The organism is Tabrizicola oligotrophica (assembly GCF_011008935.1).
Taxonomy (GTDB): domain Bacteria; phylum Pseudomonadota; class Alphaproteobacteria; order Rhodobacterales; family Rhodobacteraceae; genus Tabrizicola_A; species Tabrizicola_A oligotrophica.
Map to the genome: position 1 here is coordinate 18,946 of NZ_JAAIVJ010000020.1, position 15,305 is coordinate 34,250.

14 protein-coding genes and 1 pseudogene are annotated in these 15,305 nt (G+C 67.3%); 3 read left to right on the forward strand and 12 right to left on the reverse strand.

Features of this window, described 5'->3' with window-relative positions:
• Positions 1–100 precede the first annotated feature (100 nt).
• The 6 genes from G4Z14_RS17695 to G4Z14_RS19185 form a co-directional block, all read right to left on the reverse strand.
• A complete protein-coding gene (locus G4Z14_RS17695; RefSeq protein WP_321573073.1) occupies positions 101–658 on the reverse strand; it encodes a GNAT family N-acetyltransferase in 558 nt (185 codons plus the stop codon).
• Positions 659–755: 97 nt separating this feature from the next.
• Complete coding sequence (locus G4Z14_RS17700; RefSeq protein ID WP_164628123.1) at positions 756–944, reverse strand: hypothetical protein; 189 nt, start codon at positions 942–944, stop codon at positions 756–758.
• 137 nt (positions 945–1,081) lie between these two features.
• On the reverse strand, positions 1,082–1,351 hold the full coding sequence (gene rpmA, locus G4Z14_RS17705; protein ID WP_164628126.1) for a 50S ribosomal protein L27: 270 nt from the start codon (positions 1,349–1,351) through the stop codon (positions 1,082–1,084).
• 15 nt (positions 1,352–1,366) lie between these two features.
• Entirely contained in the window at positions 1,367–1,753 is a 387-nt protein-coding gene (gene rplU / locus G4Z14_RS17710; RefSeq protein WP_164628128.1) for a 50S ribosomal protein L21, read from the reverse strand.
• Between the two features lie 201 nt (positions 1,754–1,954).
• Positions 1,955–2,938 carry a UDP-glucose 4-epimerase GalE gene (gene galE / locus G4Z14_RS17715; RefSeq protein WP_164628129.1) on the reverse strand — a complete coding sequence of 328 codons (984 nt, stop codon included), beginning with the start codon at positions 2,936–2,938 and terminating at the stop codon, positions 1,955–1,957.
• Between the two features lie 95 nt (positions 2,939–3,033).
• Complete coding sequence (locus G4Z14_RS19185) at positions 3,034–4,491, reverse strand: M10 family metallopeptidase C-terminal domain-containing protein (RefSeq protein WP_164628131.1); 1,458 nt, start codon at positions 4,489–4,491, stop codon at positions 3,034–3,036.
• Positions 4,492–4,709: 218 nt separating this feature from the next.
• Between G4Z14_RS19185 and G4Z14_RS17725 the strand changes: the two genes are divergently transcribed.
• Both G4Z14_RS17725 and G4Z14_RS17730 read left to right on the forward strand, forming a co-directional pair.
• Entirely contained in the window at positions 4,710–7,730 is a 3,021-nt protein-coding gene (locus tag G4Z14_RS17725) for a nidogen-like domain-containing protein (protein WP_164628133.1), read from the forward strand.
• A gap of 80 nt (positions 7,731–7,810) precedes the next feature.
• On the forward strand, positions 7,811–9,250 hold the full coding sequence (locus tag G4Z14_RS17730) for a mannose-1-phosphate guanylyltransferase/mannose-6-phosphate isomerase (protein ID WP_164628134.1): 1,440 nt from the start codon (positions 7,811–7,813) through the stop codon (positions 9,248–9,250).
• Between the two features lie 67 nt (positions 9,251–9,317).
• On the opposite strand, the gene G4Z14_RS17735 is transcribed toward G4Z14_RS17730, so the two are convergent.
• From G4Z14_RS17735 to G4Z14_RS17755, 5 genes are all read right to left on the reverse strand, one after another.
• Positions 9,318–10,622 (reverse strand): UDP-glucose dehydrogenase family protein, encoded by a 1,305-nt coding sequence (locus G4Z14_RS17735; RefSeq protein ID WP_164628136.1) that lies wholly within the window; start codon positions 10,620–10,622, stop codon positions 9,318–9,320.
• A gap of 131 nt (positions 10,623–10,753) precedes the next feature.
• Positions 10,754–12,070, reverse strand: a complete 1,317-nt coding sequence (locus G4Z14_RS17740) for a DUF2793 domain-containing protein (protein WP_164628138.1) — start codon at positions 12,068–12,070, stop codon at positions 10,754–10,756.
• Between the two features lie 98 nt (positions 12,071–12,168).
• Positions 12,169–13,056 (reverse strand): DMT family transporter, encoded by an 888-nt coding sequence (locus G4Z14_RS17745; RefSeq protein WP_227751843.1) that lies wholly within the window; start codon positions 13,054–13,056, stop codon positions 12,169–12,171.
• 36 nt (positions 13,057–13,092) lie between these two features.
• A complete protein-coding gene (locus G4Z14_RS17750; RefSeq protein ID WP_321573074.1) occupies positions 13,093–13,698 on the reverse strand; it encodes a LysE/ArgO family amino acid transporter in 606 nt (201 codons plus the stop codon).
• Entirely contained in the window at positions 13,691–14,074 is a 384-nt protein-coding gene (locus tag G4Z14_RS17755) for an ACT domain-containing protein (protein ID WP_164628142.1), read from the reverse strand. Before G4Z14_RS17755 ends, G4Z14_RS17750 begins: the two co-directional genes overlap by 8 nt.
• Before the next feature lie 75 nt (positions 14,075–14,149).
• Between G4Z14_RS17755 and G4Z14_RS17760 the strand changes: the two genes are divergently transcribed.
• A complete protein-coding gene (locus tag G4Z14_RS17760; protein ID WP_407703843.1) occupies positions 14,150–15,049 on the forward strand; it encodes a LysR family transcriptional regulator ArgP in 900 nt (299 codons plus the stop codon).
• A gap of 65 nt (positions 15,050–15,114) precedes the next feature.
• Here the strand turns inward: G4Z14_RS17760 and glyA are convergent.
• Positions 15,115–15,305 (reverse strand): annotated as a pseudogene (gene glyA / locus G4Z14_RS17765) (serine hydroxymethyltransferase); the annotation flags it as partial.

A 15,305-nucleotide genomic window follows, 5' to 3' on the forward strand; every position in this document is an offset into this window, starting at 1 on the left:
CAAAGCCGCAAGTCTCAAGCCTTCGTGACCCGCCCTTCATCTGTTCGCAAATATCCCACGGGGGCCCGGGGGTGTGAAACCCCCGGTGCAACGGTGGGGTTCATCCCATCTTGCGGATATAGGTCCAGATCGGCACGCGGGCGCCGCGCGCCACCGAGAAGGTCTCGGCATCACCCAGATATTCAAAGCCGCAATTGGTCAGCACCTTGGCCGACCCCGGGTTGTCCTGAAACACCTCGGCAAAAAGCGTCCGGTCGCCCAGCGGGTTCGCCGCCACCAGCGCCCGCACCGCCTCCGAGGCGATGCCGGTGTTCCACATCTGCGGCGCCACCCAGAAGCCGATCTCGGATTGCCCCCCTCCGGATTTGCGGGCTTCCATCGGCTTCAGGCTGATGATGCCCAGAAGTTCCGACAGTCCGGTGGCAGCCCCGTCCATCGCCCAGATCGTGCCGCGGGTTTCGCCCGACATGGCGCGGGCGATGAAGGCCTCCACCGCGCCCGGCGGCAAGGGATGCGGGATCGACCGCGTCGCCTCGGCCACGCGCGGGTCCGAGGCGTAAAGCGCCACAAGCCCGGCATCCGAAACCCTGATCGGCCGCAACACGAAGCGTCCCGCCACGATGGCATCGACGGAACCGACAGACTGGTCAAAGGTCACGGCTTCTCTCCTCTGAAGCGCAGGGCCGGGTTGCCCCGGCATTACCGTGCCGCGCGAAGGCGCAACAGGGTGGATATGGGGAGTGATATGCGACATGTCAGCCCTCTTGGCCTTGCACCGGCGAGGCTTTGCCCGTGCGGCCGGCGGGTTCCGGCAGCATCGCGCGCACAAAGGTTGCCAGTGCCGGCCCCGACAGGTGCAGGCGGTTGGCCTCGGCCAGAGCTGCGGCGAAGGTCGGGCCATGCGGCAGGCCCAGCGCCAAAAGGTCGTTTCCAGTCACGGACATGTTCCGGTTCCTCGTGACAGTTGCTGGTCAGGTTGCCCTGACCGTCCTGACCGATCCCCCGCGTGTCCTTCGGAAACGAGACGGGGGACCGGCCTTCCAGCCGATCCCCCGTTGATGTTCAACTCAAGGTTTCCGGCTTACTCTGCGGCCTCGGCAGTCGGGAGCACCGAAATGAAGGTGCGGCCCTTGAAGCCTTTCTTGAAAGTTACCTTGCCTTCGACAACGGCGAAGATGGTGTGGTCGCGGCCCATGCCGACGCCTTCACCCGGGAACCACTCGGTGCCGCGCTGGCGCACGATGATGTTGCCCGGAATGGCCGCCTGGCCACCGAACAGCTTCACGCCCAGACGACGACCCGCGGAATCGCGGCCGTTGCGAGAGGAACCGCCTGCCTTTTTATGTGCCATGGGGGTGTACTCCTCTTACTTGGTTTCGTGCGCGGCGCGGCGGGCATCGGCGGTGCCGATGGCGGCCTTGACGCCCGACTTGTCAGCGCCCGCAGCCAGGATTTCCGACACGCGGACCAGCGTCCACTTCTGACGGTGGCCCTTGGTGCGCTGCGACGAGTGCTTCCGGCGACGCTTCACATAGTGAATGGTCTTTTCGCCCTTGATGTTGTCGATGACGTCGGCCTGAACCGCCGCACCAGCCACAACCGGAGCGCCAACGGTGACCTTGTCACCGCCGACCATGAGAATTTCGTTGAACTGGACTTTTTCGCCAGCCACAGCGTCAATCAGTTCCACGCGCAGGACGTCGCCCGCACGAACGGTATACTGCTTGCCACCGGTCTTGATGACCGCAAACATGGGTCTTTCCTTCTGTGTCAGCCGCGCCCTGTGGCCCCCCTTTCGGGTGTTCCCGGGGTTTTCCCCGCCTCGGACAGCGCGCCCCTCTCGGGACGTAATGAAAATTGCCCGGACAGATTCGCACCTGTCCGGGATGCGGGCTTATCGGGGGAAATCGTCGGGGTGTCAAGCGCAGTGACGGCATGCCCACCACGGCCCGGGTTACTTTGCGAACCCCGGCTTTTGTCCCCAGGCATGGGCATGACGGATCATGTCCGCCAGATCGGGATGATGCGGTTTCCAGCCCAGAACCTCAACTGCGCGGCGCGAGCCCGACACCAGCGCCGCCGCATCGCCCGCCCGGCGCGGGCCTTCGACCACCGGCACCGGGCGGTTGGTGACGGCGCTCGAGGCGGCAATCACCTCGCGCACCGAAAATCCCTTGCCCGAGCCAAGGTTGAATTCCGAATTTCCCTTGCCGTCCAGAAGCCAGTTCAGCCCCAGCACATGCGCCGCCACCAGGTCGGTGACATGCACATAGTCGCGCACGCAGGTGCCGTCGGGGGTGGAGTAGTCGGTGCCGTAAAGCGTCAGCGCCGGGCGGCGGCCTTCGATCGCGTCCAGCATCAGCGGGATCAGATGGGTTTCCGGGCGGTGCTGTTCGCCCACCTCGCCTTCGGGGTCGGCACCCGCGACGTTGAAATAGCGGAAGATCACCCGGTTCAGCCCGTGGCTTGCGCTGAAATTGTTCAGCATATCCTCGATCGCGCGTTTCGAGGCGCCATAGGAGTTGATCGGGCGCTGCGCCGTCGTCTCGTCCAGCATCACCCCGTCCTGATCGCCATAGGTGGCGCAGGTCGAGGAAAAGACGAAGTTCAGGCAACCCGCCGCAATGGCAGCTTCGATCAGGTTCAGGGCCGACCCAAGGTTCACCCGCCAGTAGCGGCCCGGATCGGCCATGCTTTCGCCCACCAGCGAAAGGGCGGCGAAATGCATCACCGCCACCGGGCGATAGCGGGCAAAGGCGGCATCCAGATCGGCGCGCTTCATCAGGTCGCCCTTGACGAAGGGGCCGAACTTGACCGCATCTTCCCAGCCGGTCGAGAGATTGTCGAAGGCCACCGGCACAAAGCCCGCCCGCGCCAGCGCCTTGCAGGCATGGGCGCCGATATAGCCCGCCCCTCCCGTCACCAGAACATGCTGCATCCTGCCAGCCCCTTGCCGAAACCTTGCCAAAACCTGTGCGTTCTTGGCCCGAAGCCACGGCGAAGCGCAAGCCGAAACCCGGTCGGCCGGCAGGCTCAGAACAGAAAGTCGGCCTCTGTCAGTTGCAGTGCGGCGCTGCCCGCGCGGGTGATCGTCAGGCTTTCGTCGCCATAGCTGACCACCGCCCCCGAGGCGGTGATGTTGATGGTCAACGCCGAAGCCGCATAGATCCGCCCCCAGTCCGAAACGTCGATCCGGTCGATGCCATCCTGAAAATCGCCGATCCGGTCCGCGCTGCCGTCGCGGTCAAGGACAAAGACATCGGCACCCGCCCCGCCGAGCAGAAGGTCATTTCCCGCGCCGTCATGCAGGAAATCATCGCCCCCCCCGCCTTGCAGCGTTTCCGCCGCCGCTGTGCCCAGCAGACGCTCGTCGAGATTGCCCCCCAGGGCGAGCCCCCCCTGCGCCCCGACAAGACCGCCGATTCCGGCAAGGGCGATTTCCAGCTGATGGATGCGCGTCCCTCCGGCATCGGTCAGGAAGATCGCCGCCCTGCCGTTCAGCACGGCGGCCTCAATCCCGGTGACAGTACCGATCCCGGCCCCCGTCTCCAGCGCAAGCGAGGTGACATGCGACAGCCGCCCGCCCGGCAAAAGCTCCAGCACCGACACCCCGGCATCGCTGCCCGCCGCGACCACGAACACCCGGCCCGCGTGGGGAAAGGCATCCAGCGCCGCAACATCGTCAAAGCGCGTCGCGCGGTCGTCGATCAGGTGATCTTCGACAAAGATCACCCCCATCTCGTTGATCCGCAGCACCGAAACCGAAGCGGACAGCGTCGCCGCGACCAGTACGAACTGCTCGCCGCCGAAGCGGACGGTCTGCAGCGCAGCCGGACCGCCCAGCGGCAAGCCATCCGCCGCGCCGATGGCATCCACAAAGCTCGCCGCGCCGGCGCTGTCGATCTCGAACAGGCTGATCCCGTTTTCAAGCGCCGAGGCGGCCAGCAGAAAGCTGCGGCCCGCAACCTCGACCGAGGCAAGATCGGCAACATCGGCGAGATAGGATTTCGGCCCGTCCGCCAGCGTCGCGATCAGCGAAACCGCGCCGGTTTCGCTGATGGAAAACACCTGCAGACCCGCCACGGTGCGCTGCGCGATGACCGCCATATCGGTTGGCCCGCGCTCAAGGATCTCCATCGCGGTGACGCCGAAGAGATAGCCCTGATCGGTCAGAGTGCCGTTGGTCAGGCCCGGCGCCCCAGTCGCGCCAAGGGTGGCGTGGCGCAACAGCCCGTCATGGCTGGCAAACACATAGACCCTGTCGGAGCCAGCATTGTCCTGCACCGCGATGTCGGCCCCCGGCGCGCTGCCGATCACCGGGGCAGCGGGGTCGGGCATGGGCGACGGCAGGCCATCGGCCAGCGTCACCGCCGCCAGGCGATTGTCGTCACGCGCGGCGTAGATCAGCCGCAGATAGCCGCCCGCCTGCACCACCGCCAGACCGTCGGCGATGAAGCCGAACCCAAGCTCTGCCCCCTGAAGGATCGTCACCGGCTGAACTTGCACCTTCGGCCACCCCGCCTTGCCCCGATGCCAAGCATCCGGACACCACCGTTCCGCGCGGTGACAGCTTTGGGGCAGGCCCGCGACCTTTCCCGAAAGTTAATCTGGCATTCGAGACATTCTGTCCCGGCACCCGCGACGGCGCTTAACCTGCCGTTCATGCAGCAGGCGCCATCTTGCGAGCCGGGGTTTTGGTGGATTCAGCGATGGCGGAGGTAACCGGCAATGGCAGCGCCGTGACCGGGCTTGGCGGGGCAGCCGGGTTCGGCGAGACCATGCTGACCCGCGCCGATGATGCCAGCCTGCGCCTCGATGTTGGCGCGGTCTTTGAAGACGGCTTTCAGTTCGGCGGGGCGCATTTCGCGGCGGACGAGCTTTATGTCTCGACCAATGGGCTGGTCAGCTTCGGCGGCGCGGTGAACGGCGTGGCCGACAGTCTTTCGGCCATCACCCGGCCCTTCATCGCCGCCTTCCACGCCGATGTGGACACCCGCCTTGACGGCGAGGGCGCGGAAAGCGGCCCGGTCTGGGTGGATGTCGACCCGGTCGGCGATGTGGTGACGATCACCTGGCAGGAGGTCGGGTTCTACCGTCGCAACGCGGCGCGGACCAACACCTTTCAGCTTCAGCTGTTCGACGACGGCGCGGGCGGCTTCACCATCGTCCTGCGCTACGACAGCATCGGCTGGACTACGGGCGATCTGGAAGGCGGCTGGCAGGGGCTTGGCGGCGACCCGGCGCTGATCGGCTGGCGGCTGGCGGCCTCGGGTGCGGTGAACGGCCATTGGGCGTCCGGCATCGAGGCGCGGCTTCTGGCGCTGGCGGATACCGCGGGCAACACCGGGGTCGACGGGCTTTGGGTCTATCACTACCGCCCGCCCCGCGTGGTGAACGGCACGGCGGACAACGATGTGCTGAGCGGCGACGCGGGCGAAGATGCGCTGTACGGCGGCGCCGGCAACGACCGGCTGGCGGGCCTTGCCGGCGCCGATCTGCTGGACGGCGGGGCGGGGCTTGATCTGGCCGACTATGCGCAATCCATCGCCGGCGTGACCGCCAGCCTCGCCGATCCGGGGGCCAATCGCGGGATCGAGGCCGAGGGCGACCGCTATGTCGGCATCGAAGGCATTTCGGGCAGCGCCCATGCTGACCGGCTGACTGGCGACGGCGGAGCAAACTGGCTGGAAGGTGGGGCGGGGGCAGACTGGCTTTCGGATGGCGCGGGCAATGACACGGTTTATGGCGGCGCGGGCGATGACCGGCTGATCGCGGGGGCGGGGGCCGACCTCTACTCTGGTGGCGCTGGTTCCGACCGGGTGGATTATGCCGGGGCCGCAACCCGCATCACGCTTGACCTCGCTGCGCCGGCCGCCTCGACTGGACTTGCCGCCGGCGACCGGTTCCATGGCATCGAGGCCTTCGCCGGATCGCGCTTTGGCGACCGGCTGGCAGGCGACGGCACGGCCAACCGACTTTACGGTGCCGCCGGGGCCGATGTCCTGCTGGGTCGTGGCGGCGCGGACCGGCTGTCCGGCGATGCGGGCGACGACAGATTGATCGGCGGCAGCGGGGCCGATGTTCTGACGGGCGGAGCGGGCATGGATGTGGCCTCCTACAGCACCGCGACAACCGCGATCCGGGCCGACCTGGCCACCCCGGCGGCCAACCTTGGCGCCGACGCGCTTGGCGACCGCTACCTTGCAGTCGAGGGGCTGATCGGCTCGCGCCAGAACGACACGCTGGCGGGCGACCACCAGGGCAACCGCCTGTCCGGCCTTGCCGGTGCCGATCGGCTTGAGGGCCGCGAGGGGGCCGATACCCTGAGCGGCGGTGCGGGGGATGATCTGCTGATCGGCGGGGCGGGCGGGGATCTGTTGCAGGGCGGCGACGGGCGCGACCGGACAAGCTATGCCGCAGCAGCTGCGGGCGTGACCGTCGATCTGGCCAACCCGACGCAGAACAGCGGCGAAGCGCGCGGCGATCGGTATTCCGGGATCGAAGAGGTCGAGGGCTCGGCGCAGTCTGACCGGCTTTCCGGCAATGGCGCGGGCAACCTGCTGCTAGGGGGCGGCGGCAACGACCTGTTGCAGGGTCGCGGCGGGGCGGACGGGCTTCATGGCGGCGGCGGTCTGGATCTGGCCAGCTATGGCGACGCAGCCGCCGGCGTGACGGCAAGCCTTGGCACGCCGGCAATGAACACCGGGGAGGCGGCCGGCGACCTGTATTCCCTGATCGAGGGCCTGCGCGGCTCGGCCCATGCCGACGATCTGGCGGGCGATGCCTTGTCCAATCTGCTGCAGGGCGGCGGCGGGGTGGATCGGCTCTCGGGCGGCGCGGGCGATGACACATTGGAGGGCGGCGCCGGCGCGGACCACCTGTTCGGCGGCGAGGGGGTCGACCTTGCCAGCTATGCGCTGGCCGGCTCGGCGGTGGTGGCCCGGCTTGCCGACCCGGCCGGCAATGCGGGCGACGCACGTGGCGACAGTTATGACGGCATTGAAGGGCTGATCGGCTCGGCCCATGCCGACACGCTCAGCGGCGGGACGGGCGACGACTGGCTTTTCGGCGGCGAGGGGGCGGATGTGCTGTCCGGTGCGCGGGGGCGCGACCGGCTCGCTGGCGGCAGCGGCGATGACCTGCTGAACGGCGGCGCGCTCGCCGATACGCTGGATGGCGGCGACGGCATGGACTGGGCCGATTATTCCAGCGACATCCGGGGCCTGACTGCCGATCTTGCCAGCCCCGCCGCGAATACCGGAGATGCCGCGGGCGATGTCTGGCTGTCCATCGAATGCCTGCGCGGCTCTTTCTACGCCGACTGGCTTTATGGTTCCGAGGCCGCCAACCGGCTGGACGGCTCTGCCGGCAATGACCAGCTTTCGGGGCGCGGCGGGGCAGATGAGCTTGCGGGCGGCGCCGGTCAGGATACCTTGACCGGCGGCAGCAGTGCCGACAGCTTCGTGCTGCACCGGCTTGACGAAGGCGGCGATCTTGTCACCGATTACAACCCGGCCGAGGCCGACAGTCTGGATCTCCGGATTGCGGGCCTGTCGCGCAGCGATATCGGGCTGCGGTTTCAGCATGTCGCAGGCGTCGGGTCCGCGGCGGTGGCCGAGGCGCAGGTGTTTCACCTCACGACCGGTCAGGTGCTGTTCACCCTGCAGGACGGCGCGAACCTGACCGATGTTTTCCTGCGGCTTGGCGACACCAGCTATGACCTCTTGTGATTTCATTGGCTTTTTCCTCAAATGCGTCACAAATGGCCGCTAATGAGCCGGGCGACGCAGTGTGAAAGGTTGTGGACCGGATGGGAAAGATTACCCCTCTGCTCTTGTGTGGCGGCTCGGGCACCCGGCTCTGGCCGCTGTCCCGCAAAAGCTATCCCAAGCAGTTCAGCGCGATTTCCGGCGAGGGGAGCCTGTTCCAGCAGGCCGCGACGCGCCTTTCGGGCGTCGGATTTGCCCGGCCCGTGGTGGTGACGAACAGCGATTTTCGCTTCATCGTGGTCGAGCAACTGGCCGCAGCCCGGATCGACCCCGGCGCGATCCTGATCGAACCCGCAGGGCGCAACACCGCGCCGGCCATCCTGGCCGCCACGCTGCACATTGCCGCCAATGATCCCGGGGCGCTGATCCTCGTCGCGCCCTCCGACCATGTGGTGCCCGATGATGCGGCCTTCCGCGCCGCCGTCACCGCCGCAACCCCTGCGGCCGAAGCCGGGCGGATCGTCACCTTCGGCATCCGGCCCGACCGGGCTGAGACCGGCTATGGCTGGCTCGAACTGTCCGCGCCCCCGGTCGACGGCCAGACCCAGCCGCTGACCCGCTTTGTCGAAAAACCCGACGCCACGCGTGCCGGGGCCATGCTGAAGGCCGGGAATTTCCTGTGGAATGCCGGCATTTTCCTGTTTTCCGCCGAAACCCTGCTGGCCGCCTGCGCTGCCCATGCCGCCGACCTGATCGGACCGGTCGGCGATGCGGTGGAACTTGCTGAACGCGACCTCGGCTTCCTGCGGCTGGCCGAAACCCCCTGGGCCGGCGCGCGCGAGATTTCCATCGACTATGCGGTGATGGAAAAGGCCGGCAACCTTGATGTCATGCCCTATTCGGCCGGCTGGTCGGATCTGGGCGATTGGGACGCGGTCTGGCGCGAAACCCCGGCCCGCGATGCCGCAGGCAATGCCACCCACGGGCAAACCGTGGTGATCGACTGCATGGACAGCCTTTTGCGGTCGGAAAGCGAGGCGCAGGTGCTGGTCGGCATCGGCCTGACCGACATGATCGCCGTTGCCATGCCCGACGCCGTTCTGCTCGCCCCGCGTGACCGGGCGCAGGATGTGAAACTGGCGGTCGCCGCGCTGAAATCCACCGCCGCGCGGCAAGCCGAAACCTTCCCGCGCGACCACCGCCCCTGGGGCTGGTTCGAGACTCTGGCCCTGTCCGACCGCTTTCAGGTCAAGCGCATCGTGGTGAAACCGGGGGCAGCGCTGTCGCTGCAAAGCCACGTCCATCGCGCCGAGCACTGGATCGTGGTTTCAGGAACTGCACGGGTGACAGTCGGCGAGACAGTGAGCCTCGTCAGCGAAAACCAGTCGGTCTACATCCCCTTGGGCGAAAAGCACCGGCTGGAGAACCCCGGCAAGCTGCCGATGGTACTGATCGAGGTGCAGACCGGGGCCTATCTGGGGGAAGACGATATCGTGCGGTACGAGGATGTCTATGCCCGGGGACAGGGAGCGAAGGGGTGAGGCAGGGCAGTCGGGAACCGGGCGATTTCCGCCCGAAAATCGCCAGCGGAATTCGGGTGAATCCCCCCTACCGCCCGATCCCCACATAGGTCTCAAACCCGGCCTCTTTCGCCTCTTCCTCGGAATAGACGTTGCGCAGGTCGGCCATGCGGGGAACCTCCATCTTCTTGACGATCTTGCCCAGATCGAGCGCGCGGAACTCGTTCCACTCGGTCAGCACCACCACCAGATGCGCGCCCTGCGCCGCCTGATAGGGGTTTTCCACCCATTTCACGCCGGGCAGCAACGCCTCGCCCTCGTGGCGGCCTTGCGGGTCCACCACTTTCACCCGCGCCCCGGCGCCGACCAGGGCCGGGACGATGGTCAGCGAGGGCGCGTCGCGCATGTCATCGGTGTTGGGTTTGAAGGTCACGCCGAGAATGGCGATAGTCTTGCCGTTCAACACCCCGTCACAAAGGTCTTCGATCTTGCCGATCATCCGGCGCTTGATTTCCTCGTTCACCTTGATGACGGTTTCGGTGATCTGCATCGGCACGGCATGCTCCTGCCCGATGCGCGCCAAGGCCTTGGTATCCTTCGGGAAACATGACCCGCCATAGCCCGGCCCGGCATGCAGGAACTTGTTTCCGATGCGCCCATCCATGCCCATGCCCTTGGCCACATCCTTCACATCGGCGCCGACCCTTTCGCACAGGGCGGCGATTTCGTTGATGAAGGTGATCTTGGCGGCCAGAAAGGCGTTGGCGGCGTATTTGATCATCTCGGCCGATTCCAGCCCGGTATAGACGATCGGAAAATCGCGCAGGAAGAGCGGGCGATAGATGTCGCCCATCACCTTGCGGGCGCGCTTGGCCTCGACGCCCACCACCACCCGGTCGGGGCGCATGAAATCGTCGATCGCGGCGCCCTCGCGCAGGAATTCCGGGTTCGAGGCGACATCGAAGGCGGCCGAGGGGTTGGCCGCCCGCACCGCCTCGGCCACCTTGCGGTTGGTGCCGACGGGAACGGTGGATTTGGTGACGATCACGGCATAGCCGGTCAGCGCCCGGCCGATTTCGGCCGCTGCTGCCATGACATAGCTGAGGTCGGCATGCCCGTCGCCGCGCCGGGTGGGCGTGCCGACGGCGATGAAGACCGCCTCCGCATCCGCCACCGCATCGGCCAGGTCAAGCGTGAAGGAAAGCCGCCCGGCGGCGACGTTCTTGGCCATCAGATCATCAAGACCCGGCTCGAAGATCGGCACCTCGCCGGCGCGCAGCCGTTCGATCTTGCCGGGGTCCTTGTCGACGCACACAACCTCATGGCCGAAATCGGAAAAGCAGACCCCGGAAACCAGGCCCACATATCCCGTGCCGATCATCGCAATCTTCATCTGCCCGCCTACCCGACTTGTTGTCGTGCCCCGTTCGGGGCTTGTTTTGCCCTGTGTAGGCAGGCCTTGAAAACAAGTCAAATCCGGGCAGGCATCGCCCCTGCCCGGACCTGCGGCTGTTGCCAAAAGGCTCAGGCCATGCGCAGCCAGATCGCCGTGGCGACCGCCGCGTTGATCTCGGAGTTGACAAAGCCCCAGCTTGCCGGAGCCGCGGTGGCAAAGGTCACGGTGCGGCGCAAGGTCTTGCGCGCGGTCGTCACCATGGTCGTGCCGCCGTTGATGTCGGGCGTCGCCTGCAAGGCCCAGGCCGACAGCACGGCGGTCGAGGAATGCCGCACCCCGAGCCAATAGGTCCGCCCGCGCAGGAGGGTCAGGCTGGCAGTCAGAACCTTGTTGCCCGTGGTGGAAAGATCGGCGGTCGCCGTCTCCAGCAAGAGGCTGCCGGGCTGGCCATTGGCCAGCGCCTCATAGACCACCAGCTTGCAGAGCGCCGAGGCCACGGCCGTCGTGCAATTGACGCCCAGCGCATCGACCGTCAGATCAGTGCTGCTGACATAGGGGAAAAGATCCAGCCGGTTCGCGGCCCCGGTCAGCACCGTCGTCGCACCACCGCTGCCCATGGTGGTAATGACATATTCCCCGACAGGCGGCACCAGACAGGGCAGATCTGCCTGCTGGTCGATCACCCGCGTCTGCCCCGCCACGCGCGCAAACACCTGTCCGCGCGTGCTGTCATGCCATACCAGCCCGTCCGTCGGACCAGCCGGGGCGGTGGCCTGCCCGGTCAGCTGCACCGGCTTGAAGATCTCGACTTCGGCCGTCCCTGCCGTGATCTTCATCGCCGTGTTGAAGGTCGTGCCATTGCTCGAGACATTGACCGAGAAGTGATTGTCGCCCACCAGCCCCATTTCGGCGCGGCCGGAATAGTTGTTCTGAAACAAAAGGCTCGCGGTCTGGGCTGCGGCGGATTTGTTGACCTTCACCTGGTGGCCCGCCCCGGCGTGATCGAACAGCGAGGCCGGAGAGGACAGGGCCAGCCGGTTCGTCGCATCCGAGCTGGCCGAGACGCCGAGCTGGTCCACCGCCAGAACGGCGGGAACCGAGGCCGCCCCCATGGAAACCCATGCCGCCCCGTCATGGACCAGCTCAAGGCTTTCCGTCGCAATCCAGACCCTCCAGCCGATGACCGGCGCGACGAATTGCCAAAGCCCGTCCAGCCAGAGCGCGATCTTGTCGGCCTGCCCCGCCCAGGCACCGGTGGGCGCGGCCGCCACGATGTGGCGCTGGCCTTCGACCGGGCTGGCGGGCGGCGCGGTGCGGGTGCGGTCCGTGACGGTCAGCTGCACCAAAAGGTCAAGCTGCATCACCGCCTCGTTATGGGTGACATGTTTTTGCGCCTGTGACGCCTGCATCAGCGGCAAGGACAGGATGGGGGACAGATCGGGCATGCAAACCTCCGCGGGGAACCTCTTGGCCCGGAAGGCTAGGAAAGCAGGCTTAACACCCGCTTCCGGGGCGCGCGCGCCCAAGGGCGCCGGCGCAACGCTCAGCTGTCGGATTGCGGGTTTGCGGGGGCCGGGCCGCGCTCGGCCCAGGTCACCCAGGAAATCGCACCGATGATGAGCCCGCCACCAAGCAGCACCCACAGGTCCACCGGCTCGGCAAAGATCAGGCTGCCGGCCAGCGCGGCCCAGACGAGGTTCAGGAAGGTTACGGGCTGCGTCACGGTCATCGGCGCCACGCGGAACGCGCGTGTCATCAGGTAATGCCCGGCGGTGGCGAGCAGCGCCACCACTGCCAGCCCCGCCAGATGCAGCGTCGACACCGGCACCCAGACCCAGAGCGCCAGCGGCAAGAGCCCGATCGTCACCGTCAGCGACAAGAGCGCCACCACCGTCGAGGCCGGCACCAGCGCCGACAGGCGCTTGGCGAAGAGGTAGCTGCCGGCAAAGCAGATCGCGGCGCCGATCTGCGACAGATGGCCGGCCGTCACCGCCTGCGCACCCGGTCTCAGGACGACCAGCGTGCCGCACAGCGCAAGCGCGACGGCAATGATCCGGCGCCGGCTCAGCCGCTCGCCCAGCAGCAGGGCACCGGCAATCAACAGGATCACCGGGTTCAGATAGCCAATGGCCGTCACCTGCGCCATCGGGATGCGGGCCATGGCGTAAAACCAGAACAGCACCGCCGCCACATGCACCCCGCCGCGCCAGAGGCTGAGCGGCAGCGCGCCCTTGGGCAGGCCGTTGCGCCACAGCCCCGGCAAGACCGGCAACAAGAACACCACGCCGAAGGCGAAACGGATGAAAGCCGATTGCGCCGCCGGAATATCGGTGCCAAGCGCCCGCACGATGCTGTTGACCCCGACGAAGGCCAGCCCCGAGGCCAGCATCCACGCCACGCCCTCCAGGGGCCGCTCAGAGGGAAGGTCCATCGTCGTCGCCGTCATGGCTGGCAGGCGTAAGGCCTTTCAGCCCCCGAAGGCAAGCCCCGCCGCGATCATCCACATTGTTCCCCCGACGACGATCTCCAACACCACCCAGGCCTGCGGTCTGGCAAACAGCGGCGCAAGCGCCCGCGCGCCAAAGCCAAGGGCGCCGAAAAAGGTCAGGCTGCCAGTCGCCGCCCCGATGCCAAAGGCCAGTTCGCGCGGGGCATACTGCGCCGAGATCGACCCGATCAGCGCCAGCGTGTCAAGATAGACATGCGGGTTGGCCCAGGTCAGGATCAGGCAGGTCGTCAGCACTTGCCCCAACCGCGCGCCCTGCCCTTCGGCCGGCGCCAGCGCCTCGCCGCCCCGCTGCGCCGCCCTGAACCGCAGCGCCCCGTAGACCAGCAGGAAGGCCACGCCGCCCCAGCGCAGCGCCGCCCCAAGCCAGGGCAGCGCCTTGGACGCCGCGCCAAACCCCGCCACGCCCGCCGCAATCAGCACCGCATCCGACAGCGCACAGACCGCGACCACGGCGGCGACATGTTCCTGCCGCAACCCCTGTCGCAGGACAAAGGCGTTCTGCGCCCCGATGGCCAGGATCAGGCTGGTGGACACCAGCCACCCCTGCACGACAGCTTCAAGCACGGGACAACTCCTGCAACGCGGCCAAGGCCTCCTGCCGTCGATCCCAGGGCAGGAAGATGTGGTCATGGTGGAAACCGGCGATGACATTGGCGCTGATGCCCTTGTCCGCCAGCGCGCGGGCAAGGGCCGCCGTCAGCCCGACCGCCGCCAGATCGGAATGCACCGTCAGCGAAATCCGGGCAAAGGCCGGGCCGGGGTCCACACCCGCCGCCTGCAGATCCGCCTGCCGGGCGATGACGGTTGTCCCTTCCTCCTCGGCCACCGTCGCAAAGGCCGCCGGAATTGGCCGGGCCGCGACGGCGAAACCATAGGGGACGGCGTGCAGGACTGGCTCCATCGTCGCCAGAAGCCGGGAAAGATCTGAAATAGCGGTCATATGCCCCTCCATTGCCGCTTGGCTAGCAGAGCGCGCCGGATTAACAAAGTTACTAAATCTGCAATTGGATTAGCCATGCTAATGTTTGAACCCGCCCAGCTTGCCGCCCTTGCCGCCGTCCACCGCCGCGGTTCCTTCGACCTCGCGGCGGCAGAGCTGCATGTCACGCCCTCGGCCATCTCGCAGCGCATCAAGGCGCTCGAGGATCAGGCCGGCACCCTGCTGATCCGCCGCGCCAGCCCCTGCACGGCCACGCCCGCGGGGCTCAGGATGATCCGCCACCATGACGAGGTGGTGCTTTTGGAGCGCACACTGGCCGCCGACCTGCCGCAGCTGTCACCACGCGCCGCGACGCTGCGCATTGCGGTGAACGCCGACAGCCTTGCCACCTGGGTCATTCCGGCGCTGGCCGAGGTGGAGGGGTTCCTGTTTGACCTCGTGATCGACGATCAGGACGTCAGCCAGGACTGGCTGAAGCGCGGCGAGGTGCAGGCGGCGATCACCGCGCATCCAAGACCGCCGCAGGGCTGCGACGGCTTCGCCCTTGGCGCCCTGCGCTACCGCGCCACCGCCTCGCCCGCCTATCTGGCGCGCTGGATGCCAGACGGCCCGACGGCCGAGGCACTGGCCCGCGCCCCGGCGCTGACCTTTTCCGAAAAGGACCGGTTGCAGGAAATCTGGGTGTCGCGGCACTTGCAGGGAACCGCCAGACGCCCGGCCTGCCCGACCCACCGCATGGCCTCGTCGCGGGGTTTTGTCGATGCCTGCCTTGCGGGCCTTGGCTGGTCCATGAATGCCGAGGCGCTGGTCGCCGACGACATCGCCGCCGGCCGTCTGATCGACCTGTCGCCCGATGCGCCGCTGGATGTGGCCCTGCACTGGCAATTCGCCCGCCTGACCGCGCCCGCCACGGCGGCGTTGACCCGGGCCATCCGCAGGCATGCCGGGCGGGCGCTGGTTGCGCCCGTGACCTGACCGTGCCAGCCCGCAAAGCAAAAAGGCCCCGGACTTTCCGGGGCCTTTGCTTCCTGCGGTTTGCCTTAGAGCGTGGGGTAGATCGGGAAGCGCTGGCAGAGCGCCTCGACCTTGGTCCGGACGGCGGCCTCGACGGCGGCGTTGCCGTCTTCGCCATGCTGGGCCAGCCCGTCGACCACTTCAACGATCCAGTCGGCGATCTGGCGGAACTCGGCCTCGCCGAAGCCGCGCGTCGTGCCGGCCGGAGTGCCGAGGC

Excerpts from the sequence above, each read along its gene's own strand:
- G4Z14_RS17700 (WP_164628123.1), bottom strand. The coding sequence starts at position 944 with ATGTCCGTGACTGGAAACGACCTTTTGGCGCTGGGCCTGCCGCATGGC.
- rpmA (WP_164628126.1), bottom strand. The coding sequence starts at position 1,351 with ATGGCACATAAAAAGGCAGGCGGTTCCTCTCGCAACGGCCGCGATTCC.
- rplU (WP_164628128.1), bottom strand. The coding sequence starts at position 1,753 with ATGTTTGCGGTCATCAAGACCGGTGGCAAGCAGTATACCGTTCGTGCG.
- galE (WP_164628129.1), bottom strand. The coding sequence starts at position 2,938 with ATGCAGCATGTTCTGGTGACGGGAGGGGCGGGCTATATCGGCGCCCAT.
- G4Z14_RS17725 (WP_164628133.1), top strand. The coding sequence starts at position 4,710 with ATGGCGGAGGTAACCGGCAATGGCAGCGCCGTGACCGGGCTTGGCGGG.
- G4Z14_RS17730 (WP_164628134.1), top strand. The coding sequence starts at position 7,811 with ATGGGAAAGATTACCCCTCTGCTCTTGTGTGGCGGCTCGGGCACCCGG.
- G4Z14_RS17735 (WP_164628136.1), bottom strand. The coding sequence starts at position 10,622 with ATGAAGATTGCGATGATCGGCACGGGATATGTGGGCCTGGTTTCCGGG.
- G4Z14_RS17740 (WP_164628138.1), bottom strand. The coding sequence starts at position 12,070 with ATGCCCGATCTGTCCCCCATCCTGTCCTTGCCGCTGATGCAGGCGTCA.
- G4Z14_RS17745 (WP_227751843.1), bottom strand. The coding sequence starts at position 13,056 with ATGGACCTTCCCTCTGAGCGGCCCCTGGAGGGCGTGGCGTGGATGCTG.
- G4Z14_RS17755 (WP_164628142.1), bottom strand. The coding sequence starts at position 14,074 with ATGACCGCTATTTCAGATCTTTCCCGGCTTCTGGCGACGATGGAGCCA.
- G4Z14_RS17760 (WP_407703843.1), top strand. The coding sequence starts at position 14,150 with ATGCTAATGTTTGAACCCGCCCAGCTTGCCGCCCTTGCCGCCGTCCAC.